This window comes from Cupriavidus sp. USMAHM13, from assembly GCF_001854285.1.
GTDB lineage: Bacteria > Pseudomonadota > Gammaproteobacteria > Burkholderiales > Burkholderiaceae > Cupriavidus > Cupriavidus malaysiensis.
Genome location: NZ_CP017751.1, coordinates 1218432 through 1241764, shown reverse-complemented (window position 1 = coordinate 1241764; position 23333 = coordinate 1218432). Strand labels below are relative to the sequence as shown.

Below are 23333 nucleotides of genomic sequence, written 5' to 3'. Positions count from 1 at the left end.
TGCTCCTCCTCGTTCTTCTGGTGCCCTGGTGTCCCGCACCGGGTGCCGGCCGCGATGCGGCGCGCGCCGCACGCGATGCTGCGCGCGCCGCCGACAGGCGCTATTCTCGCACCGACGCGCGCCGGCGCCGCAGCCGGCGCCGCACCCGCCCGCCCTGTCTGGAATACCACGATGACCCACCGTCCCGCCGCCGCGGCGCGCCGCGCCGCCGGCCTCCTGCTCGCCACCTGCGCCATGCTGGCGCCGGCCGCCACGCCCGCCGCCGGCGTGGTGGCCCCGCCCGAGTGCATCGTGCCGGCCAAACCCGGCGGCGGCTTCGACCTGACCTGCAAGCTGGCCCGCGCGGCGCTGCCGCTGGTGGCGCCGGCCTCGCCGCCCATGCAGGTGAGCTACCTGCCCGGCGGCATCGGCGCGGTGGCCTACAACACGCTGATCACGCAGCGCGCCGCCGAGCCCGACACCCTGGTGGCCTTCTCCGGCGGCTCGCTGCTGGCGCTGGCGCAAGGCAAGTTCGGCACCTATGGCATCGACGACGTGCGCTGGGTGGGCACGCTGGGCGCCGACTATGGCGTCATCGCCGTGCGCGCCGACTCGCCCTACCGCACGCTGCGCGACCTGGTCCGCGCGCTCGCGGCCGACCCGTCGCGGGTGGTGTTCGCCGCGGGCGGCACCATCGGCAACCAGGACTGGATGAAGGCGGCACTGGTGGCACGCGCGGCCGGCGTCGACTTCAAGCGCTTCCGCTTCATCGGCGTGGAAGGCGGCGGCGAAGCCTTCACCGCGCTGCGCGCGGGCTTCGTGCAGGCGGTCTCCGGCGACGCGTCGGAGGCCGTGGCCCAGCTCGGCATGGGCCAGGTGCGCCTGCTGGCAGTGCTGTCCGAAGCCAGGCTGCCCGGCCGGCTGGCGGCGGTGCCGACGGCGCGCGAGCAGGGCTACGACATCGTCTGGGAGATCGCGCGCGGCGTCTATATGGGCCCGCAGGTGGCGCCGGCCGACTACCGCCGCTGGGTCGACCGGCTGGCACGGCTGCAGGCCAGCCCCGCCTTCGCCGCACTGCGCGAGCAGGCCGGCCTCTTTCCTTTCGACCGGCACGGCGATGCGCTGGCCGCCTATGTGCGGGAACGCGTGGCGCGCTACCATGCGTTGGCGCGCGACATCGGGCTGGGTCGCTAGTTGTGAAGCGTCAGGACGTTATTTCTCGATACTGGAAGTCGGGACATCGGGGCGAGGCCAGGAGCAGAGCGCAGCAAGGCTGGAGCCTTGCGAGCATTCGTGACGGCGCATCGCGTGGCCCGTCGACGGAACCAGGGCTGACTTAGTCCAGGAATTCGTGATTCAGGACACTAGCGCCCTGCCCCAACCAAGGCCGGCGGCCTGACCGCCGGCACACCAGGCATCCCCCAGCGCTCATCCCCGCCCCGCACCTTCGTCCTAGACGCTTCGGCCTAGTACGCCAGCCTTAAGGCTTCCGGCCGATAGCGACACCCCGCCCCGTCTACCACACTCCAGTCACAGGCAGCAACGGATGCCATCCATGCACAGCCGCGCATCGCGGCTGTGCCATCAACATCATGCCGGTTGCCGGGGTCGGCACGCGGCAGACGTGCCACCCCCGCACCGGCCGACCGACCGGGGGACCTTGCCATGACCAGCGCCTTCCCATAGCCAGCCGGACCACGCCCGCTCCAGGGGCCCGCGGCGATGCCGCCGGCCGTCCCCGCGGACCATCCGCTTTCTGAAGGAGCCGTCATGCAACGCTCCCCCCGACACGGCGCCAGCGCGCGCCCGTGGCGTATCCCCTATCGCCTCGCACCCGTGTGTGCGAGCCTGGCCGGCCTGGCCCTGTGCGTCGCGCTGCCACCGGCGCCGGCCTGGGCGGCCGATACGGCGGGCCCGGTCAACGAGGCTGGCGAGAGCGGCGCAAGCAACGCACGCGCCGAGGACCTGGTGGCGGCGTCGGCCACCTCGACCGCACCGGACGCACCGGACGCACCGAGCGCACCGGACGCATCGGCCACACCAGACACGTCGAGTGCATCGACCGCACCCGGAGCACCCGGAGCACCCGGAGCACCAGGCGCACCGGGCACCGGACCCGTTTCCGTTGCTGCGGCAGACGCTTCCGCCGCAGGTGAGGTGGCTGCCGCGGACACCGCGCCGCCCCCGGATCAGGCCCCGGCCCAGACCCAACCCGAGACTCCGGCCCCAGCCCCGGCCAAGGCCGCCAAGGAACCCTTCCACAGCCAGATCTGGCTGGACGCTGGCTTCCTCTCCTACCACTTCAAGGACAGGGGTACGCTGAATGCCTTCAACTGGGGCTTCGGCGCGGCCTGGCGTTTCACCGAGGATTTCACCCTGGTCGCCGGCACCTACCGCAACAGCATGCGCGCCCAGTCGACCTACGGGGGCCTGGCCTGGCAGCCGCTGCACCTGGGGCCGTTCCGGCTCGGGGTGATGGTGGGCGCGATACGCGGCTATCCGGACGTGGACCATGGCCGCTGGTTCCCGCTGGCGGTACCCGTGCTGAGCGTGGAATTCGGCCGCATCGGCGCCAACCTGGTGGTAGTGCCGACCACCAAGGAGAAGGGCACCGGCTGCGTGTCGCTGCAGATCAAGGTGCGGGTCTGGTAACGGCCGCGCGCCTCATCCCGCCTGGCGGCGCGGCAGCGCGGCGGGACGGGGCAGCGGCTGGCGGCAGATGCGCTGCTTGAGCCAGGCCGCGGCCTTGCCCAGCGGACGCTGCTTGTGCCACACCAGCTCCATCGCCACCGGCCAGTCCTGCTCGTCGAAATCGAGCGCGGGCGACACCAGTGCCGCCGCGGCCGGCGAGTTGGCGGCGACGTGCCATGGCACGAAGGCCCAGCCGAGCCGGCGCTTGACCAGTTCCACGATGACCCATTGGCTTTCCACCCACCACACGTCGGCGGCCACGCGCAGGCGCATCTTCTCCTCGCTGTCGCTGCGCGTCGCCACCATCAGCTGGCGGTACCGCTTGAGTTCTTCCCAGCCGACGCGCTGCCCCGCCAGCGCATGGTCCGGCGCGCACAGGATCTGCATCGGCACCCAGCCCAGGCCATGGAAGGCCAGCGCCGGCGGCAGCACTTCCTGCCGCCACATGATGCCCAGGTCGGCGCAGCCTTCGCTGACCAGGCGGCTCACGTCCTCCATCAGCGGGAACAGCAGTTCGAGTTCGACCGCGGGGAAGCGCGTCGAGAACTCCTCCAGCATGACTCCCAGGGTCTCCTCCGGGTAGAGCTCGTCCACTGCCAGTACCAGCCGGGTCTCGACCCCCTCGCCCAGGCTCGCGGCCACACCACGGAAATGCTCGCAGCGCTCCAGGATCACCTTGGCCTCGGCCAGCAGGCGTTCACCGGCCGGGGTCGGCACGGGATAGCGGCCGCTGCGGTCGAACAAGGCATTGCCCAGGTCGATCTCGAGATTGGCGACCGCCGTGCTGACCACGGACTGGGCCTTGCCCAGGCGGCGCGCGGCGGCCGAGAAGGAGCCGCATTCGGCCGCGGCGACAAAGGCCTGCAATTGTTCGAGTGAAAGACTCATCACGCAGATTCCCGATCCATCTGTTTTCCGGATACTACCTAACTTGATCTACCACTGCGCCCGGATAGACTGGCCGCTTTGCTTTCGCGTGGACAAGACCATGAAGATGCGCACCCCCATGGACAGGATCCGGCATACGGTCGGCTTCGAGCTGATCGGCCTGCTGATCTTCGCGCCGCTGGCCAGCTGGGTGTTCGGCTACGGACTGCCCCAGATGGGCCTGATGGCCGTGGTCGCCTCGGCCATCGCCGCGGTATGGAACTACGTCTACAACCTGCTGTTCGACAAGGCCATGCTGCGCTTGACCGGGCAGCTGCGCAAATCGACGGCGGTCCGCGTGCTGCACGCCGTCCTGTTCGAACTCGGCCTGCTGGTGGTGTTCCTGCCGGCGGTGGCCTGGTACCTGGGCATCAGCCTGCTGCAGGCCCTGCTGATGGACATCGCGGTGGCGATCTTCTACATGGTCTACGCCTTCTTCTACAACCTCGCCTACGACGCGGTCTTCCCGCTGGAATCCGGCCAGCCGGACGATGCCGGCGCAGACGGCACAGGCAAGGGCGGCAAGGCCGCGCTCGGCTGACGCCGTACCCGCGGGTTTCCCCCAGGGCCCGCACGCCTTGCGGGCACGGCTCCGATTGTTATACTGCATAACAATATTTCAGCAACCGGAGCCCGCGCGTCCTGCGTTCCAGGTGCGCTCATGGGCAGGGGGAGACATCATGAAGATCGCCATCGCGGGCGGCGGCATCGGCGGGCTGGTGCTGGCGCTGATGTGCCATCGCCGCGGCATCGAGGCCGAGGTGTGGGAAGCCAGCGAGACCCTGCGTCCGCTCGGCGTGGGCATCAACCTGCTGCCGCACGCCGTGCGCGAGCTGGCCGAGCTGGGCCTGCAGGACGCGCTGGCCGAGATCGCCGTCGAGACCGCTTCCCTGTCCTACTACAACAAGCTGGGCCAGCGCATCTGGCACGAGCCGCGCGGGCGCGCGGCCGGCTACGACTGGCCGCAGTTCTCGGTCCACCGCGGCGAGTTCCAGATGCTGCTGCACCGCGTCGCGGTGGAGCGGCTGGGCGCCGCGCGCGTGCACACCGGACATGCGTTCGAAGCGGTGCTCGATACCGGCGAACGCCGGCGCGGACCGGGCGAGGCGGCGACCTTCCGCCTGCGCCGCCGCGCCGACCAGGCCGAGGTGCTGGCCCAGGCCGATGTGCTGGTCGGCGCCGACGGCATCCACTCGGCGGTGCGCCGCCACTTCTATCCCGAGGGCGACCTGCCGCGCTTCTCGCGCCGCATGCTGTGGCGCGCGGTCACCGAGTCCGCGCCCTACCTGGATGGACGCTCGATGTTCATGGCCGGCCATCAGGACCAGAAGTTCGTCGCCTACCCGATCTCCGAACCGCTGCGCCGCCAGGGCCGCTCGCTGGTGAACTGGATCGCGGAACTGCGCGTGCCGGACCACGTGGACGACACGCCGCCGCGCAGCGACTGGAACAAGCAGGTCGACAAGTCCGTGTTCCGCGAGGCCTTCGCCGGCTGGCGCTGGGACTGGATCGACATCCCGGCCCTGATCGACGGCGCCGCGGCCATCTATGAATTCCCCATGGTGGACAAGGACCCGCTGCCGCGCTGGACCTTCGGCCGCGTCACCCTGCTGGGCGACGCCGCGCACCCGATGTACCCGATCGGCTCGAACGGCAGCGCCCAGGCCATCCTGGACGCGCGCCACCTGGTCGACTGCCTGGCGGGCAGCACCGATGTCGCCTACGCGCTGCGCGAGTACGAGGCCGAGCGCCTGCCGCGCACCGCCGGCATCGTGCTGCGCAACCGCCTCAACGGCCCCGAGCAGGTGATGCAGCTGGCCGAGGAGCGCGCGCCCGCCGGCTTCGCCGAGATCGGGCAGGTGATCGCGCACAGCGAGCTGGAAGCCATCGCGCTGCGCTACAAGCAGCTTGCCGGCTTCGACCGCCAGTCGCTGCAGGGCGGCGGCCGCTGATGCCGCCGGCGCGGGCGCCACGTCCGCGCCCGGCCGCGACGCCTGGCCGGCCCACTGCAGCGGAGAATGCCGTGGACCGGACCAACTAGAAAGACTGTATGAAAGAGGAGACCACCATGCCGCGCCCCCGCCTTGCCCGCCTGTTGCTGTCGCTCGCCGCCACGCTCGCCTGCGGCGCCGCACTGGCCGACGTCACCGTCGGTGTCAGCCTGTCCACCACCGGGCCATCGGCCTCGCTGGGCATTCCCCAGCGCAACAGCATGCCGCTGCTGCCCGAACGCATCGGCGGCGAGACGATCCGCTATGTGGTGCTCGACGACGCCTCCGACCCGACCCAGGCGACCAAGCTGGCGCGCCGCTTCGTCACCGAGGACAAGGTCGACATCATCCTCGGCTCGTCGGCGGTGGCGCCGTCAATTGCCATCGCCGAGGTGGCGGAGGAGAGCAAGACGGTGCAGCTGGCCTTCTCGCCCATCGAACTGCGCCCCGGGCGCGGTGAGTGGACCTACCGGCTGGCGCAGCCGACCGGACTGATGGCCCAGGCGGTGGCCGCGGCCGCGCACAAGAACGGCGTCAAGACCATCGGCTTCATCGGCTTCGCCGATGCCTATGGCGAGACCTGGCTCAAGGAGTTCACCAGCGCGGCGGCGGCCAACGGCATCCGCATCGTCGACACGGAACGCTATGCGCGCTCGGACAGCAGCGTCACGGCACAGGTACTGCGCCTGATCGCCGCCCGCCCCGATGCCGTGCTGATCGCCGGCGCCGGCACCGGCGCGGCGCTGCCGCACACCACCTTGCGCGAGCGCGGCTGGAACGGCCCGGTCTACCACACGCACGGCGCGGCCACCAAGGACCTGATCCGCATCGGCGGCAAGGCGGTCAACGGCGCCATCCTGCCGGCCGGGCCGGTGATCGTGGCCGAGCAGCTGGCGGCGGGCACGCCGTCGAAGGCGGCCGGGCTCGATTACGTGGGACGCTACGAGAAACAGTACGGCACCGAAAGCCGCACCCAGTTCGGGGCGCACGCCTATGATGCCGGCCTGGTGCTGCAGCGCATCGTGCCGGTCGCGCTGAAGCAGGCGCGCCCCGGCACGCCGGCCTTCCGCCAGGCGCTGAAGAACGCGCTGGAGCACGAGCGCGACATCGTGGTCTCGCACGGTGTGCTGAACTACAGCGCGCAGGATCATTTCGGCTTCGACCAGCGTGGCCGCGTCATGCTGACCATCGACAACGGCAACTGGAAGCTGCTGCCGTGAGCGCCGCCGCTGCGGCCGCCGGCCATGTCCTGCCCGCGCCCACGCTGGAACACGTGGCGGACTTTTCCTTCCGGCTGGCGCCGGCGCTCGAAGCCGGCACCAGCGTGCTCGGGCGACGGCGCGTGATCCCCATCCTCGACGGCACCGTCGAGGGACCGCTGCTGCGCGGGCGCATCCTGCCCGGCGGTGCCGACTTCCAGCTGATGCGCCACGACGCGCCGGACGCCGACGATGGAAGCGACGCCATCAGCGTGGCCGACATCGAGGCGCGCTACGTGCTCGAGACCGATGACGGCGCGCATATCTACATCGTCAACGCCGGCCTGCGCAGCGGACCGCAGGCGCTGGTCGCGCGCCTCGCCGCCGGCGAAGCGGTCGATCCGGCCCGCCTCTACTTCCGCACCACGCCGCGCTTCGAGACCGGCGCGCCGCGCTATGCCTGGCTGATGCAGCACTTGTTCGTCGCCACCGGCGCACGCTATCCGGACCGGGTCGACATGCGATACTTCCGCGTCCGCTAGCCGCCCCGCGCCGGCCGCGCCTCACATCGACCCGTCCCTCCTCACACCATGGCCCCAGCTACGCCGCGCCAGCACGGCAACCGCGAGGCGCTCGCGCCCGATCCGGCACTGCAGGATGCCGGCTTCGACCCGCACCTGCCCGACGTCGACTACGGCGTGCTCGACAGCCTGGTGGGCTATGCGATCCGGCGCGCGCAGATCCGCATCTACGAGGACTTCGTCACCTCGCTGGCACCGTGGCAGATCACTCCGCCGCGCTTTTCCGCGCTGATCATCATCGCGCGCAATCCGCACCTGAAGCTGACCGACCTCGCCCGCATCCTCGGCATTGCGCGCTCGGGCGCCGTGCTGCTGGTCGACGCGCTGGAGGCCATGCAACTGGTCGAGCGGCGCCCCGCACCGGCTGACCGGCGCGCCTACAGCCTGGCGCTGACCCATGGCGGACGCAAGACCCTGGAGGCGGTCACGGAGGCGGTGCGCGCGCACGATGCGCGCATCGCCCAGGCGCTGTCGCCCGAGGAGCAGGCCACGCTCAAGTCACTGCTGTCGCGGCTGGGCATGCCGCCTCCGGCGGCCTGAATGGCGCTCTGACAGGCGCTCTGACAGGCGCCCGGCCAGGCGCACCGGGCGACGCCTGCGCCGCCTGGCGCACGCGCGCCGGCAAGGTCTCGGCATCTTTGCAACGCCCGCAGCCGTTCCGCACCGCGCGGTCATCCGGAAGCCGGTGGGCATGCGTTAACATCGCCACCATGCCCAATCGCTCCACCCTGCTCCGCCGCGGCCTGCTGCCGCTCTGTGCCGCCGCCCTGCTGTGCGCAGGCCACCTGTCCACCGCCGCTGCCAAGCCCGTCACCGCCAAGGCTGCCGCCGGCAAGACCCGCCATGCCGGCCAGGCCCGCCGCGCCGAGCCGGCGCAGCGGCTCGGCGGCCTGCCGGCCACCGTGGTCGCCGCACTGACGCGCGCGCAGGTGCCACCCTCGGCCGCCAGCTTCTATGTCATCAAGGTCGGCGCGCCCCAGCCGGTGGCGAGCTGGAATGCCCAGGCGCCGATGAATCCGGCCTCGACCATGAAGCTGGTCACCACCTTCGCCGGCCTGCAGCTGCTCGGCCCCGGCTTCCGCTGGCAGACCTCGCTCTACGCCGACAACCAGCCGGACAACAACGGCACCATCAACGGCAATGTGTACCTGCGCGGCCACGGCGATCCCAAGCTGGTGCCCGAGGAAATGGCCAAGCTGATCGGCACCGCGCGCACCGCCGGCGCCACCACCATCAATGGCGACCTGGTGCTCGACCGCAGCTATTTCGACGGCAGCCTCGACAACGGCAGCACCATCGATGGCGAAAGCCTGCGCGCCTACAACGTGCAGCCCGATGCGCTGCTCTATGCCTTCAAGACGCTGTCGTTCACCGTGGCGCCCGACCCGGCCACGCAATCGGTCGCCGTCTCGGTCACGCCGGCGCTGGCCCAGCTCAAGCTGGACAACCGCATCACGCTCTCGCGCGGCAAGTGCCGCGACGGCGGCTCCCACGCCGACCCGGTGCTGTCAGCGCAGCCGGACGGCACCGTGCTGGCCGCCTTCAACGGCAGCTACTCGGCCGAGTGCGGCGAGCACGTGGTCAATATCGCCGCCCTGTCGCACAACGACTTCGCCTGGGGAGGCTTCGTCGCCGAATGGCAGCAGGCCGGCGGGCGCTTCGCCCACGCGCCGGCGCTGCGCCTGGGCAAGGTGCCGCCGCGCGCCTTCCTGCTGGCACGGCACTACAGCGCCCCGCTGTCGGACATCGTGCGCGACATCAACAAGTTCTCCAACAACGTGATGGCGCGCCAGCTGTTCCTGACCATCGGCGCCGAACAGGACCGCAGCGGTCCCGCCAATACGGCGCGCTCGGCACGCGTGGTGCAGCGCTGGCTGCACAAGCAGGGCCTGGACATGCCCGACCTCGTGCTCGACAACGGCTCCGGCCTGTCGCGCGAGGAACGCATCAGCGCCTATGACATGGCACGCCTGCTGCAGCAGGCCGTAGCCAGCGACGTCGGCCCGGCGCTGATCGACTCCCTGCCGATCCTCGGCGTGGACGGCACGCTGCGCCGCCGGCTCACGCGCAGCAATGCGGCCGGCAACGCCTACCTGAAGACCGGCACGCTGCAGGACGTGCGCGCGCTCGCCGGCTATGTCGACGCGCTCGACGGCAGCCGCTATGTGGTGGTGGCCTACATCAACCACCCGAATGCCGCGCGCGCGCAGGAAGCGCATGACGCGCTGATGCAGTGGGTGTATCGGGGGGCGCAGTAGGCGCCGGGAGGCGCAGTAGGCGCCGGGAGGCGCGGTAGGCGCCGGGGGAGAGGGCGGGCGCTCGCGACGGCGATGCCGCGCCCCGATGCTCCCGGTGCTACTCGAACGCGAATGCCGCGGCGGCGCGCTGCAGGCGGTCGCGCACGCCGTCCCACGCGTGGCCCGGGGGCACGCGTTCGAAGGCCAGGCAGGCGAAGCCTTCCTTGTCCAGGCGGCGCAGCAGGCGGTACAGCTCGCGCGCGTAGGCCTCGGGCTCGGCCGGGGCCTGCACCCAGGTGCAGCGCGCATCGGCCGGCGCGGTAGCGCCGACCCAGGCGATGCGGGCATCGGCGGGGAAGCCGGCGAGCCGCGCTGCCAGCGTGCCGGCCTCGGCCAGCAGCAGCGGCGTGCGCGGCGCGTAGTGAGCCTTGAGCGTGCCGGAGGCGCGCGGCGCGGCGGCGTCCGGCGGCTGCGGCGCGCTGCCGAGCACGGCGGCCATCATTTCCGGCGTGATCGCGCCGGGGCGCAGCAGCACCGGCCCCACGCCCTGGGCCAGGCGCGACAGGTCGACGATGGTCGATTCAATGCCGACCTCCACGCCATCGCCTTCGAGCACGTAGACGCTGTCGCCGAATTCGTCGCGCACGTGCTGGGCGGTGGTCGGGCTGACCTGGCCGAATTTGTTGGCCGACGGCGCGGCGATGCCGCCGCGGCCGCGCTTGAAGCGCGACAGCAGCGCCTGCGCGACCGGATGGGAGGGACAGCGCAGCCCGAGGCTGTCCTGCCCGCCGGCGACGGCCGCGGGAATATGGGCCGCGCGCTTGAGGATCAGCGTCAGCGGTCCCGGCCAGAAGGCGTCGATGAGCTTCTGCGCGGCCTCCGGCACCTCATCGGCCCAGTAGCTGATGTCGGCCCCGTCGACCACGTGCACGATCACCGGATGGTTGGAGGGCCGCCCCTTGGCAGCGAAGATGCGCGCCACCGCCTCCGGGTTCTCGGCGTCCGCGCCGAGGCCGTAGACGGTCTCGGTGGGGAAGGCGACGAGCTGGCCCGCTTCGAGCAGGCGGACGGCTTCGTCCAGTTCGGCGGCCGTGGGCGTGCGCGGCGACATGGGGATCCTTGTGATGCGGTGGTCGGTGGGCAGGAAAGCGGGGCTGCGCGCCACGGCGGCGGCGCGCGGCCCGCTTGCGGTCAGCTCGGGATGTGCAGCGCCGCCGCCGCGCCGGCGAAGGCCGCCGCAGCTTCCTCGGCGTTGTCGCCGATGCAGTTGACATGGCCCATCTTGCGCGCCGGGCGCGCATCGCTCTTGCCGTACAGGTGCAGCTTCGTTCCCGGCAATGCCATCACCTCGTCCCAGGCAGGCGTGCGCTCCAGGCCGAATTCGTACCAGACGTCGCCGAGCAGGTTCAGCATCTTGCCGGCCGAATGCTGGCGCGTGCGGCCCAGCGGCAGCCGCGCCATGGCGCGCACCTGCTGCTCGAACTGGCTGGTCTCGCAAGCGTCCATCGTGATGTGGCCGGAATTGTGCGGGCGCGGCGCCATCTCGTTGGCCACCAGGGTGCCGTCGGTCAGCACGAAGAATTCGATGCACAGCACGCCGACGTAGCCCATCTCGGAGGCGATGGCGGCGGCGGCGGCGCGGGCCCGGTCGGCAATGTCGTCCGACACGCTGGTCGAGGGCATCACGGTGGAGAACAGGATGCCGTCGCGGTGGACGTTCTCGGCCAGCGGCCAGGTCACCGTGCTGCCGTTGGCGGCACGCGCGGCCAGCACCGAGACCTCATAGGCCAGCGGCAGCATCTTCTCCAGCACGCAGGGTACGTGCTGCATGGCCTTCCACGCGGCGCGCACGTCCTCGCGCGACTTCACGCGGGCCTGGCCCTTGCCGTCGTAGCCCATGCGCGCGGTCTTGAGGATGCCGGGCAGCAGTTCCTCGGGCAGCTGGTCGACGTCCGCATCGTGCTGGATCACCCAGTGCGGCGCGGGCGGCACGCCGGTGCGCTCGGTGCAGGCGGCGAAGAACTTCTTCTCGCCGATGCGGTTCTGCGCGATCGACACGCAGTAGCCGCGCGGCGCCACGAAGGCGCCGAGCTGTTCGAGCCGGTCCAGCGAGATCGATGGCACGTTCTCGAACTCGGTCGTCACCGCCGGGCACAGCGCAGCCATTTCAGCCAGTGCTGCCTCGTCGGTATAGGGCGCGCAGATATGCTTCTCCGCCACCGTGCCGGCCGGGCTGTCCTGGTCGGGATCGAGCACGCACACCTTGTAGCCCATCGCCTGGGCAGCATGTGTGAACATGCGGCCGAGCTGGCCGCCGCCCAGCATGCCCAGCCAGGCGCCCGGCAGGATGGGGGCGTCGGGGCGGTCGACGCCGAACTCGGCGCGCGATTCGGGGGTGTGGGCTTCGGCCAGGTTGGGATGGATATCGGTGGGCATGCTGGAGTTCCTGGTGGACGGATGGCGGGGCGGCGGCCTCAGACCGGCAGGGTCATGGCGCGCGCGGCCTCGGTCTGGCGGGCGCGGAAGGCTTCGAGCGCGGCGGCCAGCGCGTCGTCGGTGGCCGCCAGGGTGGCGATGGCATGCAGCGCCGCATTGGCCGCGCCGGCCTCGCCGATGGCGAAAGTGGCCACCGGCACGCCCTTGGGCATCTGCACGATGGACAGCAGCGAATCTTCGCCACGCAGGTACTTCGACGGCACCGGCACGCCGAATACCGGCACGATGGTCTTGGCGGCGATCATGCCCGGCAGGTGGGCAGCGCCGCCGGCACCGGCGATGATGGCACGCAGGCCGCGCGCACGCGCGGTCTCGGCATAGCGGAACATGTCGTCAGCCATGCGGTGGGCCGACACGACCTGGGCCTCGAAGGGCACGCCGAAGTCCTTCAGCATGGCCACGGCGTGCTGCATCACGTCCCAGTCGGAACTGCTTCCCATCACCACGCCGACCAGCGGCTTCGCGGTATTGCTCACGTTGGATCCTTCCAGTTTCTGGCGGCGCCGGCTCGAGCGGCGCCGTTGGCATTACGGCAATCTACTCCCCTCGCCCGCTTGCGGGAGAGGAGGTGGGGGTGAGGACGGGCCTTCGCCAGAACGAAGGGACTCGCTCTACGCGGGCGCCGGCCCTCACCCCCGGCCCCTCTCCCACTGGGTGGGAGAGGGGAGAAAACAGTCACCGACACGAGCGCGTCCGGCATCGCGGCGGTGGCCTCCCCTCTCCCGCTTGCGGGAGAGGGGTTGGGGGTGAGGGTGGGCGCTGGCTGGCGGCGACGTGCTGGACAATGCCAATGGCTTCGTCTGTATGTGGCGCCTTGCTAGACCACCCCTCACCCCAACCCTCTCCCCATGAGGGGAGAGGGGGCACACCTGTCGGCCAGTTCTAGCGGCACTGGCGCATCCTTTCCTTACTGCAGTTCTTCTCCCGTGAGGCGCGTCAGCGCCTCGCGGTACTTCGCCGCGGTCTTCTCGACCACGTCTTCCGGCAGCTTCGGCGCCGGTGCGGTCTTCGGCCAGGGCTTGCCGTCGATGCGGACGGCTTCCAGCCAGTCGCGCACGAACTGCTTGTCAAAGGACGGCGGGTTGGTACCGACCTGGTAGGAGTCGGCCGGCCAGAAACGCGAGGAATCGGCGGTCAGCACTTCGTCCATCAGCGTCAGCGTGCCGTCCTCGTCCAGGCCGAACTCGAACTTGGTGTCGGCGATGATGATGCCGCGCGTGGCGGCGTAGTCGGCGGCTTCCTTGTACAGGCGGATCGAGATGTCGCGCATCTTCTCGGCCAGCTCCTTGCCGATGCGGGCTTCCACCTCGGCGAAGGAGATGTTCTCGTCATGCTCGCCCATCTCGGCCTTGGCGGCCGGGGTGAAGATCGGCTCAGGCAGCTTCTGCGCGTTCTGCAGGCCGGCGGGCAGCGCGATGCCGCACACGCTGCCGGTGGCCTGGTAGTCCTTCCAGCCGCTGCCGGCCAGGTAGCCGCGCACCACGGCTTCGACCAGGATCGGCTTGAGGCGCTTGACCACCACCGCGCGGCCGCGCACCTGCTCCACTTCCTCGGGCTTGACCACGCTCTCGGCAGCAACGCCGGTCTCATGGTTCGGCACGATGTGCGCCAGCTTCTTGAACCAGAAGTTCGCCATCTGGTTCAGCACACGGCCCTTGGCCGGAATCGGCTCGCCCAGGATGACGTCGAAGGCGGACAGCCGGTCGGTGGTGACGATCAGCAGCTTGTCTTCGCCGACGGCGTAGTTGTCGCGGACCTTGCCGCGGCCCAGCAGGGGCAGCGAGTCGATGGAGGACTGGTAGAGAGCGTTGGACATGGTGATTCCGATCTTGCGTCGCGCGGAGAAAAAGCGTGGCGCTCAAAAATGCGTCGTCCCCGCACGGGCGGGGACACGGAAAACTGGCGGGCCGCGCACCTGCCCGCAAGGCGAGGCAGGCGCGGCCGGCAGGCCTTACCTTACTGGACGACCTGGGCGAGCTTGCCCGTCTTGTACTGCGCCGCGATGTCGGCCAGCGCGACCGGCTTGATCTTGCTTGCCTGGCCTTCGCAGCCGAAGGCGACGTAGCGCGCCTTGCACACCAGCTTGGCGGCTTCGCGGGCCGGCTTCAGGTACTCGCGCGGGTCGAACTTGCTCGGGTTCTCGACGAAGAAGCGGCGGATCGCGCCGGTCATGGCCAGGCGGATGTCGGTATCGATGTTGATCTTGCGCACGCCGTACTTGATCGCTTCCTGGATCTCCTCGACCGGCACGCCGTAGGTTTCCTTCATGTCGCCACCGAACTGGCGGATCTCTTCCAGCAGTTCCTGCGGCACCGAGGAGGAACCGTGCATCACCAGGTGGGTGTTGGGGATGCGGGCGTGGATTTCCTTGATGCGGTTGATCGCCAGGATGTCGCCGGTGGGCTTGCGGGTGAACTTGTAGGCGCCGTGCGAGGTACCGATGGCGATGGCCAGCGCGTCGAGCTGGGTAGCCTTGACGAAGTCGGCGGCCTGTTCCGGGTCGGTCAGCAGCATGGAATGGTCCAGCTTGCCCTCGGCGCCGATGCCGTCTTCCTCGCCAGCCTCGCCGGTTTCCAGCGAGCCCAGGCAGCCCAGTTCGCCTTCCACCGTGACGCCGATGGCATGCGACAGCTGCACCACCTTGCGGGTCACTTCGATGTTGTACTCGTAGTCGGACGGGGTCTTGCCGTCTTCACGCAGCGAGCCGTCCATCATCACCGAGGAGAAACCCAGGTCGATCGCGGCCTGGCAGATGGCCGGGGACTGGCCGTGATCCTGGTGCATCACCACCGGGATGTGCGGGTAGGCTTCCACCGCCGCCTCGATCAGGTGGCGCAGGAAGTGCTCGCCGGCGTATTTGCGGGCACCGGCCGAGGCCTGCATGATCACCGGCGCGTTGACTTCGTCGGCCGCCTGCATGATGGCCTGGACCTGCTCCAGGTTGTTGACGTTGAAAGCCGGCAGACCGTAGCCGTTCTCGGCGGCGTGGTCGAGCAGCTGGCGCATCGATACGAGTGGCATGTCAGACTCCTAAAGGGAAAGATTTGGGGTATCTGGGGTTTCTTCTACTGATCGGATTCGTCCGCGGCGGTCCGTGGCGGTCGCTGGCTTCCGGCGCCGCGCGCTCAGCCGCCCACCCGGACGATCTTCAAGGTATTGGTTCCGCCCGGCTGGCCCATCGGCTCGCCCACCGTCAGCACGATGAAGTCGCCGCGCTGCACCACGCCCTGCGCCAGCAGCAGGTCTTCCGCCTGCTGCAGCGCCACGTCGCGGTCCGAACTGGCGTCCAGCGGCAGCGGTACCACGTTGCGGTAGAGCTGCATCTTGCGCTGCGAGGTCAGGTTGGGCGTCATCGCATAGATCGGCACATGGATACGGTGACGGCTCATCCACAGCGCGGTGGCGCCCGAATCGGTCAGCGCGGCGATGGCCTTCACCTGCAGATGATAGGCAGTGAACAGCGCGCCCATCGCGATCGACTGGTCGATGCGGGTGAAGGTCTGGTTCAGGAAGTCAGTGTCCAGCTGGACCACCTCGGACTTCTCCGCCTCGATGCAGACCGCGGCCATCGCCTCGACGGTCTCGACCGGAAAACGGCCGGCGGCGGTCTCGGCCGACAGCATCACCGCGTCGGTGCCGTCCAGCACGGCATTGGCCACGTCCGACACCTCGGCGCGCGTCGGCACCGGGTTGACGATCATGCTTTCCATCATCTGCGTGGCGGTGATGGCCAGCTTGTTGGCCTCGCGCGCCAGGCGGATCATGCGCTTCTGCAGCGCGGGCACCGCCGCGTTGCCGACCTCGACCGCGAGGTCGCCGCGCGCCACCATGATGCCGTCGCAGGCCTGCAGGATCTCTTCCAGCACGCCCGGCCGGATCGCCTCGGCGCGCTCGATCTTTGCGATCATGCGGGCCTTGTGGTTGTGCGGCTGACCTGCCACCAGCGCGAGCTGGCGGGCCATTTCCATATCGGTGGCGTTCTTGGGGAAGCTGACCGCGACGTAGTCGGCGCCCAGCGCCATCGCGGTCTTGATGTCTTCCATGTCCTTGGCGGTCAGCGCCGGCGCCGACAGGCCGCCGCCGAGGCGGTTGATGCCCTTGTTGTTGGACAGCTCGCCGCCCACCTTGACGGTGGTGAAGATCTCGCCGCCGAATACGCGCTCGACCACCAGCACGATCAGGCCGTCATTGAGCAGCAGCAGGTCGCCCGGACCCACGTCGCGCGGCAGGTCCTTGTAGTCGAGCCCGACGCGCTCCTGGTTGCCCAGGGTGCAGGCGGCATCGAGGATGAAGGCGTCGCCCGGCTTCAGGGTGATCTTGCCGTGCTCGAACTTGCCGACGCGGATCTTGGGCCCCTGCAGGTCGGCCATGATGGCCACCTCGCGGCCGCAGGCATGGGCGGCCTCGCGCACCATGCGGGCGCGCTCGAGATGATCGTCGGCGGTGCCGTGCGAGAAATTCAGGCGCACCACGTCGACACCGGCCGCGATCATGCGCGTGAGCATCTCCAGCGTGCTGGAGGCGGGGCCGATGGTGGCGACGATCTTGGTCGAACGGGTCATGGACGGGTTCCGGGTTTCCGTGGAAGAGGCGGCGCGCCCGCGGGCCCGCGGGACCCGTGCGGCGCGCCAGGGACGCCGCTCGGCGCCCCGGCGTCGGGCTCAGCCCGCCGCGCGTTGCTCCAGCACCTCGAAAGCGGGCAGCTTCTTGCCTTCCAGGAACTCGAGGAAGGCGCCACCGCCGGTGGAGATGTAGCCCACGCGGTCGGCGATGTTGTACTTGGCGATGGCGGCCAGGGTGTCGCCGCCGCCGGCGATCGAGAAGGCCTTGGAATCGGCGATGGCCTGGGCCAGCACCTTGGTGCCGTTGCCGAACTGGTCGAACTCGAACACGCCGACCGGGCCGTTCCACACGACGGTACCGGCGGCCTTGAGCTGCTCGGCCAGCTGCGCGGCCGTCTTGGGGCCGATGTCCAGGATCATGTCGTCGTCGGCCACGTCCTTGACGTCCTTGACGGTGGCCGTCGCAGTGGCGCTGAACTCCTTGGCGCAGACCACGTCGACCGGGATCGGCACCGAGGCGCCACGCGCGCTCATCACGTCCATGATGGCGCGTGCCTCGGCCACCAGGTCGGCCTCGGCCAGCGACTTGCCGATGTTCAGGCCGGCGGCCAGCATGAAGGTGTTGGCGATGCCGCCGCCGACGATCATCTGGTCGACCTTGTCGGCCAGCGACTTGAGGATGGTCAGCTTGGTCGACACCTTGGAGCCGGCCACGATGGCCACCAGCGGGCGGGCCGGCTGGCCCAGCGCGCGGCCCAGCGCGTCGATCTCGGCGGCCAGCAGCGGGCCCGCGCAGGCCACCGGCGCGTACTTGGCGATGCCGTGCGTGGTGGCTTCGGCGCGGTGCGCGGTGCCGAAGGCGTCGTTGACGTAGACGTCGCACAGCTTGGCCATCTTCTGCGCCAGCTCGTCGCTGTTCTTCTTCTCGCCCTTGTTGACGCGGCAGTTCTCCAGCAGCACCACCTGGCCGGGCGCGACCTGCACGCCGTCGACCCAGTTCTGCACCAGCGGCACCTCGCGGCCCAGCAGCTCGGACAGGCGCGCGGCGATCGGCGCCAGGGAGTCCTCGGGCTTGAACTCGCCTTCGGTCGGGCGGCCCAGGTGCGAAGTGACCATGACGGCTGCGCCGGCCTTCAGGCAGGCCTCGATGGCCGGCACCGAGGCGCGGATGCGCGTGTCTTCCGTGATGTTGCCTGCGTCGTCCTGCGGCACGTTCAGGTCGGCGCGGATGAAGACACGCTTGCCGGAGAGTTTGCCTTGGGAAATGAGATCGGAAAGACGCAGGACAGTGGACATATCAGTTTCGAGAAAGACGGAAACGGAAAAATGGGAGAGAAATCGCGGGAATCCGGCATTTTACCCGAACGAGCCCCCTGATTCGCGGATTCCTGGGGTGCCCCTCGCAGTAAAGTGCTATCCACATCACAACCGAGGCAGTTACGCTTTCAATCTCAACCTGCCTACCCTTCCTAGGAAGGGTTACCAATTCGAGCATCCCCACGGTCGTTGGGATAATGTAATTAACGTCTGCATATAGGTACAGGCAGATCCGCAAGCCCTCACAGAAGGGCTGCACTCATGACCAAGAATATTCCGGTCAAGTCGCGACACAACTCGAAGATTCCCAGCGCGACTGCCATTGGCACAAGGGGTTGATGATGACTGAGCCGGACATGCACGCGGCCATCCGCGGCCTGTACGACGGCATTCTGGAGCCGGATGCGTGGCAGGCGAGCCTGCGCATCCTGAGCGGCATGGCCGGCAGCGCCCATGCCTCGATGCTGGTGTACGACACGGTACACGACCAGGTCACCCTGGGCGAGACGCACAACCCCGTGCGCGAGTTGCACGAGCGCTACGAGCGGCAGTACCAGGCGATCGATCCCGCCAAGGACTTCGCCGCACGGCTGGGCGTCGGCGACTGGTACGTGGACGCGCGCGACCTAGGCGAAGGCGCGATGGCGCGGCATCCGTTCTACCAGGAGTTCTTCCACACCTTCGATCTGCGCTCCTATGCGGCCTGCCTGGTCGAACGCCAGCCGCACTACGAGGTGTATTTCTCGCTGCAACGCGCCTTCCCGCGGCCGGCCTGGCGGCCCGAGGATGCCCGCGCGCTGGACTGGATCATCCCGCATATGCGCAGCGCCATGCGCCTGCGCGACCGCACCGTCGAGGTCGCCTCGCTGGCCGGCATGGCCGACGCGGTGCTGGAGCGCCTCGCCTTCGGGGTGGTCGTCTACTCGCCCGCCCAGCGCGTGCTGTTGTGCAATCGCATCGGCGAGCGCTGGGCGCGCCGGCTCGATCCGGCCGGCAAGGTCTCGGACTGGAAGCTGACCCGCCCCTTTCACGCCATGCTGCGCGCGGCCTGCGACCCTGCCGCGCCCGTCGCGGCCCAGGCCGCGCTGGCCACCGACGGCGCAGGCAACGATGCCCAGGTCATCGTACTGCCGCTGGCGCCCTCGCACCGGCTCGCCAGCGCCTGGCAGAAGCCCGCCGCGCTGGTGGTGGTGCATGAGCGCGGCGGCGCCCCGCCGCTGCTGCCAGACGTGCTGCGCAGCCTGTACGGGCTGACGCCGGCCGAGACCCGCCTGGCCTGCGAACTCGCCACCGGCAAAGGGTTGCCGGAGGCCGCCGCGCGCCTGCACATCCGGCACGAGACCGCGCGCTCGCAGCTCAAGGCCATCTTCCAGAAGACGGGAACCGGCTCGCAAGCGCTGCTGGCCCATCTGCTGGCCCAGCTTGCCGCCGCCCTGGCGCAGGCTTGAACTCCCGCCGGGTGCCAGCGGCCCCGGCGCACCGTGACGAGGGCCCGGCAGCATGGACCACCGCGACAAGTACGAGACCGAAATGCACGAGACGATCCGCGGCCTCTACCAGGGCATCGTCGAACCCGATGCCTGGCAGCGCAGCCTGGCCGCGCTGTGCCGCGCCACCGACAGCGCGTACGGCTCGCTGGTGGTGCTCGACACCATCCACGACCGCTTCACCGTCAACCAGGTCGTCAACCCGGTGCCGGAAGCGGCGGCCGCCTATCACCGGGACTTCGAGCCGGTGGACCCGGCCCATCGCTTCACCGCTGAACTGAATGCGGGCGACTGGTACGTCGACACGCGCGAGCTGGGCGGCCACCACGCGATGTACCGCCTGCCCTTCTATGGCGAATTCATCCGTGCCTACGGCATGTCCTCGGTGGCCGGCTGCCTGGTGGAACGGCGCCCCGACTACGATGTCTTCCTCGCGTTGCAGCGCGCCGCCGGCCGCGACAGCTACCTGCCGCACGAAGTCCAGGGGATCGACTGGGCCATTCCCCACCTGCGCCAGGCCATCGCCCTGCGCGAGCATGCCCAGGCCTGCCTGGCCATGAGCGCGCTGTCGGCCACGCTGCTCGACCAGTTCGCCTTTGCCGTGCTGGTACTGCTGGCCGACGGCCGGCTGCTGATGGGCAACCGCCAGGGGAAGGACTGGCTGCGCCGGCTGTTGCCGGCAGCCGGCCGCACCACGGCATGGACCCTGTCGCGTTCCTTCCACGAGATGCTGCAGGCCGCTTGCGACCCGGCTGCGCCGATCCCGGCGCGCGGCGCCCGCGCCCGCGCGGCCGACGGCTGCGAGGCCAGCGTGGTGGTGGTGCCGCTGCCGCCCCAGCACCGGCTCGCCCAGGACTGGCAGCAACCGGCGGCGCTGGTCATGGTGCATGAGGTCAAGGAGGTGCCGCCGCTGCTCGGCAGCCTGCTGCGCGACCTCTACGGCCTGACCCCGGCCGAGATCCGGCTGGCCACGGCGCTGGCGGGCGGTGCCGGCCTGCCGGAGGCCTGCGCCCGCCTGGGCATCCACCGCGAGACCAGCCGCTCGCAGCTCAAGAGCATCTTCCAGAAGACCGGCACCGGCACGCAGGCGCGGCTGGCCCACCTACTGACGCAGCTCGGCGCGGCGCTGGTCGACGCCTGACCGCCGGCGCAGGCGGCCGTCAGTCGTTTGTCGTCGGCCGCCGATCATTGATCTGCCGTCGATCAGCCGAACAGGCGCAGGCCGGTGTAGACGGCCATGCCGGCCACGATCATGCCGATCATGCTGCGCGTCACCAGGTAGAAGGCGGTGGCGGCGATGCCGGCCAGCAGCTTGAGGTTGTCCATCGCCAGCGTGAAGTGGCCCTGCCAGGTCAGCAGGTCCGGCAGCACGATGGCCACCAGGGCCGCCGCCGGCGCGTAGCGCAGCGCACGCTGCAGGCGGTCCGGCACCGTCACGCGCTCGCCCGCGATCAGGAAGAAGGCGCGCGTGACGATAGTCACCACGGCCATGCCGACCAGCGCGATCCAGATCTCGAGATGGCTCATGCGCGGTCTCCGGCGTCGCTGCCGGCGCGGCGGCGGCGCAGCCCGCGCAGCGTGGCGCGCGCGGCGAACTCGTCGCTGGCCATGCCGGCGGCGAGCGCGCCGCAGACGGCCACCACCAGTCCCAGGCGGTACGGCAGGTCGAAGCACAGCAGCGCCAGCACGGCCGAGACCGCGACCGCCAGCAGCGTGGAGCGGGTCTGGATGGTGGCCACCATGACCGGGATCAGGGCCAGCGTGCCGGCCACGGCCAGCCCCCAGGCATCGGGCACGAGGCTGGCCAGCAGGATGCCGGCGATCGAGGAGGTCTGCCAGGCCAGGAAATTGGTCAGCGCCATGCCCCAGAAATAGCCTTCCTTGCCCGGCTCGTAGCCCGGCTCGCTGTAGCGGCGCATGAAGTAGACGAAATGCAGGTCGCCGTTGAACGAGCCCAGCAGCGTGCGCCGCCACAGCGGCAGGTAGCTGAAGTGAGGCTGCAGCGCCGCGCTGAAGATCACGAAGCGCAGGTTGATCACGGCCGCCGTCATCCACACGGTCCACAGCGGCATGCCGGCCGCGAACAGCGGCAGCACGGCGAGCTGGGCCGAGCCCGCGTAGACCAGCAGCGACATGCCGATGGCCTCGGGTACCGTCATCACCGATTTGCTCATGGCGATACCGGTGACCAGCCCCCAGGAAAAGGTGGCCGGCAACGACGCCGCGAAATAGCGGGCACCGTCGACGAAGGCGGAACGCTCGGCGGGCGCAATGCGGTGCCAGGGCCGCAACAGGGCCTGGCGCAATCGGAGGATCATGGCAGAGGGCGCGAGACAGCACGACCGGATGGCTGGCGCCGCCGCGCGGCCGGAAAGGCCGCAGCGGCTGGCAAGGCCGGTCGGGGGGACGTCGCCCGCCGGACGGCGGACGCGTCACCATTATAGGGCCAGGGCCGGCCCTGCTAAGCACCCGCTTAAGAAATTATTGCGAAAACATCACATTCGACAAGGCGCCTGTGTGCCATGCCATGGCGCCCTGCCCGGACCGCCGCGGATCGCGGCGGATCACCGGACCCGCCCTCGCCCCCGGGCAGGCGATGCCGGCCCGCGCGCTTAGTCGATGGAGGCGCCGACCGACTTGACCACGCCGGCCCACTTCTGGCGGTCGGCCTTGACGGTGGCACGGAACTGCTCAGGCGTCTCGATGCGCGGGGTATTGCCGGCGTCGACCAGTTTCTGGCGCACGGCCGGGTCCTCCAGCGCCACCTTGACCGCCTCGCTGACCTTCTGCACCACCTTCGGATCCAGTCCCTTGGGGCCGAAGAAGCCGAACCAGATCGCGCTGTTGAAGCCGGGCAGCCCGCTCTCCGCCACGGTCGGCACCTCGGGAATGGCCGGCACGCGCCGCGCGGTGCTGACGCCGAGCAGGCGCACCTTGCCCGCGCGGTACTGCGGCAGCACGCTCTGCACCTGGTTGAAGATGCAGCAGACCTCGCCCTTGAGCACGGCCTGCAGCGCGTCGGGACCGCCCTTGTAGGGCACGTGCACCATGTCCAGGCCGGCGCGCGCGTTGAACTCGGCGAAGGCCAGGTGGGTGCCGGTGCCGTTGCCGGTCGAGGCGAAGTTGTACTTGCCGGGGTTGGCCTTGACCTTCTCGATGAATTCCTTGACCGACTTCACGTCGATCACGGCCGGATTGATGGTCAGCACATTGGACACTTCCACCAGCGGCGCGATCGGGGTGAAGTCCTTGTCCGCGTCGAAGGCCAGGTGCTTGTACAGGGCCGGATTGATGCCATGGGTGGCGGCCGTGCCGAGCAGCAGCGTGTAGCCGTCGGGCCTGGCATGGGCCACCACTTCCGAGGCCACGTTGCCGCCCGCGCCCGGGCGGTAGTCGAAGATGATCGTCGTCTTCAGCGTCTTCTGCAGCGACTCCTGCAGCGTGCGCCCGACCATGTCCACGCCGGAGCCCGCGGTGAAGCCGGTCAGGATGGTGACCGGCTGGGCGGGCCATTCCGCCGCCCGCGCCGGAGCCGGCGCCAGGGCGAGCGGCAGGGCAAGCGACAAGGCAGCCGGCACGGCGGCCAGCAGGGCGAGCGGGGAATACAGGCGGGAAGCGGAACGGATCATGTCGGGGGCAGCCTGGCTGAGTGGATCGTGTGATGCGTGGATCGTGTGATGCGGTATTCGGTCGGGCCGTGTCGATGCCGGTGCGCCCAGGCTCGTCGGCGCGCAAGCGCGCTTCCTGGCGTACCGCTCCGACCGGCTGTCTTGTCGTGGCTCGTTGTGGCTCGTCGTGGCTCGTCGTGGCGTCTGCTGATGCGGCCCGCCGCGCAGCGGGCCGAAGGCAGCAAGATACCAACGATC

Annotated in this window: 21 protein-coding genes; 10 read left to right on the top strand and 11 right to left on the bottom strand. The window is 69.9% G+C overall.

The features are described 5' to 3' along the window. The first annotated feature begins 171 nt into the window (after window positions 1-171). Both BKK81_RS05545 and BKK81_RS35175 read left to right on the top strand, forming a co-directional pair. Window positions 172-1173 carry a Bug family tripartite tricarboxylate transporter substrate binding protein gene (locus tag BKK81_RS05545; RefSeq protein WP_071011248.1) on the top strand — a complete coding sequence of 334 codons (1002 nt, stop codon included), beginning with the start codon at window positions 172-174 and terminating at the stop codon, window positions 1171-1173. Between the two features lie 576 nt (window positions 1174-1749). Next, window positions 1750-2631: a hypothetical protein gene (locus tag BKK81_RS35175; RefSeq protein ID WP_156811125.1), complete on the top strand. Its 882-nt coding sequence runs from the start codon at window positions 1750-1752 to the stop codon at window positions 2629-2631. A 12-nt stretch (window positions 2632-2643) separates the two neighbouring features. On the opposite strand, the gene BKK81_RS05535 is transcribed toward BKK81_RS35175, so the two are convergent. Then, window positions 2644-3558 carry a LysR family transcriptional regulator gene (locus BKK81_RS05535; RefSeq protein ID WP_071011246.1) on the bottom strand — a complete coding sequence of 305 codons (915 nt, stop codon included), beginning with the start codon at window positions 3556-3558 and terminating at the stop codon, window positions 2644-2646. Window positions 3559-3664: 106 nt separating this feature from the next. On the opposite strand from BKK81_RS05535, the gene BKK81_RS05530 reads away from it, so the two are divergent. The 6 genes from BKK81_RS05530 (at window position 3665) to dacB (ending at window position 9626) form a co-directional block, all read left to right on the top strand. After that, a complete protein-coding gene (locus tag BKK81_RS05530) occupies window positions 3665-4138 on the top strand; it encodes a PACE efflux transporter (RefSeq protein ID WP_071016090.1) in 474 nt (157 codons plus the stop codon). Window positions 4139-4277: 139 nt separating this feature from the next. Beyond that, window positions 4278-5549 carry a flavin-dependent oxidoreductase gene (locus BKK81_RS05525; RefSeq protein WP_071011245.1) on the top strand — a complete coding sequence of 424 codons (1272 nt, stop codon included), beginning with the start codon at window positions 4278-4280 and terminating at the stop codon, window positions 5547-5549. A gap of 116 nt (window positions 5550-5665) precedes the next feature. Then, window positions 5666-6808 (top strand): ABC transporter substrate-binding protein, encoded by a 1143-nt coding sequence (locus BKK81_RS05520; RefSeq protein WP_156811123.1) that lies wholly within the window; start codon window positions 5666-5668, stop codon window positions 6806-6808. Next, the gene (locus BKK81_RS05515) at window positions 6805-7329 is read left to right on the top strand and encodes a DUF3237 domain-containing protein (RefSeq protein WP_071011241.1); all 525 of its coding nucleotides are present in this window, start codon (window positions 6805-6807) and stop codon (window positions 7327-7329) included. Before BKK81_RS05520 ends, BKK81_RS05515 begins: the two co-directional genes overlap by 4 nt. Window positions 7330-7377: 48 nt before the next feature. Next, on the top strand, window positions 7378-7908 hold the full coding sequence (locus BKK81_RS05510; protein ID WP_071011239.1) for a MarR family winged helix-turn-helix transcriptional regulator: 531 nt from the start codon (window positions 7378-7380) through the stop codon (window positions 7906-7908). A gap of 170 nt (window positions 7909-8078) precedes the next feature. Beyond that, entirely contained in the window at window positions 8079-9626 is a 1548-nt protein-coding gene (gene dacB, locus BKK81_RS05505) for a D-alanyl-D-alanine carboxypeptidase/D-alanyl-D-alanine endopeptidase (protein ID WP_071011237.1), read from the top strand. A gap of 97 nt (window positions 9627-9723) precedes the next feature. On the opposite strand, the gene BKK81_RS05500 is transcribed toward dacB, so the two are convergent. The 7 genes from BKK81_RS05500 to BKK81_RS05470 all read right to left on the bottom strand — a co-directional run bounded on the left by BKK81_RS05500 (window position 9724) and on the right by BKK81_RS05470 (window position 17959). Beyond that, window positions 9724-10716: an L-threonylcarbamoyladenylate synthase gene (locus tag BKK81_RS05500; protein ID WP_071011235.1), complete on the bottom strand. Its 993-nt coding sequence runs from the start codon at window positions 10714-10716 to the stop codon at window positions 9724-9726. A gap of 80 nt (window positions 10717-10796) precedes the next feature. Beyond that, window positions 10797-12041, bottom strand: a complete 1245-nt coding sequence (locus BKK81_RS05495; protein WP_071011233.1) for a 5-(carboxyamino)imidazole ribonucleotide synthase — start codon at window positions 12039-12041, stop codon at window positions 10797-10799. 38 nt (window positions 12042-12079) lie between these two features. Then, window positions 12080-12577, bottom strand: coding sequence for a 5-(carboxyamino)imidazole ribonucleotide mutase (purE, locus tag BKK81_RS05490; RefSeq protein WP_071011231.1), 498 nt, complete (start codon window positions 12575-12577; stop codon window positions 12080-12082). Between the two features lie 431 nt (window positions 12578-13008). Next, window positions 13009-13917, bottom strand: a complete 909-nt coding sequence (locus tag BKK81_RS05485; protein ID WP_071011229.1) for a phosphoribosylaminoimidazolesuccinocarboxamide synthase — start codon at window positions 13915-13917, stop codon at window positions 13009-13011. A gap of 140 nt (window positions 13918-14057) precedes the next feature. Then, window positions 14058-15122: a class II fructose-bisphosphate aldolase gene (gene fba / locus BKK81_RS05480; RefSeq protein ID WP_071011227.1), complete on the bottom strand. Its 1065-nt coding sequence runs from the start codon at window positions 15120-15122 to the stop codon at window positions 14058-14060. A 104-nt stretch (window positions 15123-15226) separates the two neighbouring features. Then, window positions 15227-16663, bottom strand: a complete 1437-nt coding sequence (gene pyk / locus BKK81_RS05475; RefSeq protein WP_071011225.1) for a pyruvate kinase — start codon at window positions 16661-16663, stop codon at window positions 15227-15229. A gap of 99 nt (window positions 16664-16762) precedes the next feature. Next, window positions 16763-17959 (bottom strand): phosphoglycerate kinase, encoded by a 1197-nt coding sequence (locus tag BKK81_RS05470; RefSeq protein WP_071011224.1) that lies wholly within the window; start codon window positions 17957-17959, stop codon window positions 16763-16765. Between the two features lie 362 nt (window positions 17960-18321). Here BKK81_RS05470 and BKK81_RS05465 point away from each other — a divergent pair, with 362 nt between their 5' ends. Both BKK81_RS05465 and BKK81_RS05460 read left to right on the top strand, forming a co-directional pair. Continuing rightward, window positions 18322-19428 (top strand): helix-turn-helix transcriptional regulator, encoded by a 1107-nt coding sequence (locus BKK81_RS05465; RefSeq protein ID WP_071016088.1) that lies wholly within the window; start codon window positions 18322-18324, stop codon window positions 19426-19428. Window positions 19429-19480: 52 nt separating this feature from the next. Beyond that, window positions 19481-20608, top strand: a complete 1128-nt coding sequence (locus tag BKK81_RS05460; RefSeq protein ID WP_071011222.1) for a helix-turn-helix transcriptional regulator — start codon at window positions 19481-19483, stop codon at window positions 20606-20608. A 62-nt stretch (window positions 20609-20670) separates the two neighbouring features. Here the strand turns inward: BKK81_RS05460 and BKK81_RS05455 are convergent, their stop codons facing one another. The 3 genes from BKK81_RS05455 to BKK81_RS05445 all read right to left on the bottom strand — a co-directional run bounded on the left by BKK81_RS05455 (window position 20671) and on the right by BKK81_RS05445 (window position 23093). Continuing rightward, a complete protein-coding gene (locus BKK81_RS05455) occupies window positions 20671-20994 on the bottom strand; it encodes an AzlD domain-containing protein (protein ID WP_071011220.1) in 324 nt (107 codons plus the stop codon). Next, window positions 20991-21785, bottom strand: coding sequence for an AzlC family ABC transporter permease (locus tag BKK81_RS05450; RefSeq protein WP_071011218.1), 795 nt, complete (start codon window positions 21783-21785; stop codon window positions 20991-20993). The genes BKK81_RS05455 and BKK81_RS05450 overlap by 4 nt, the downstream gene beginning before the upstream one ends. Before the next feature lie 294 nt (window positions 21786-22079). Further along, a complete protein-coding gene (locus tag BKK81_RS05445) occupies window positions 22080-23093 on the bottom strand; it encodes a Bug family tripartite tricarboxylate transporter substrate binding protein (protein WP_418235890.1) in 1014 nt (337 codons plus the stop codon). Window positions 23094-23333 lie beyond the last annotated feature (240 nt).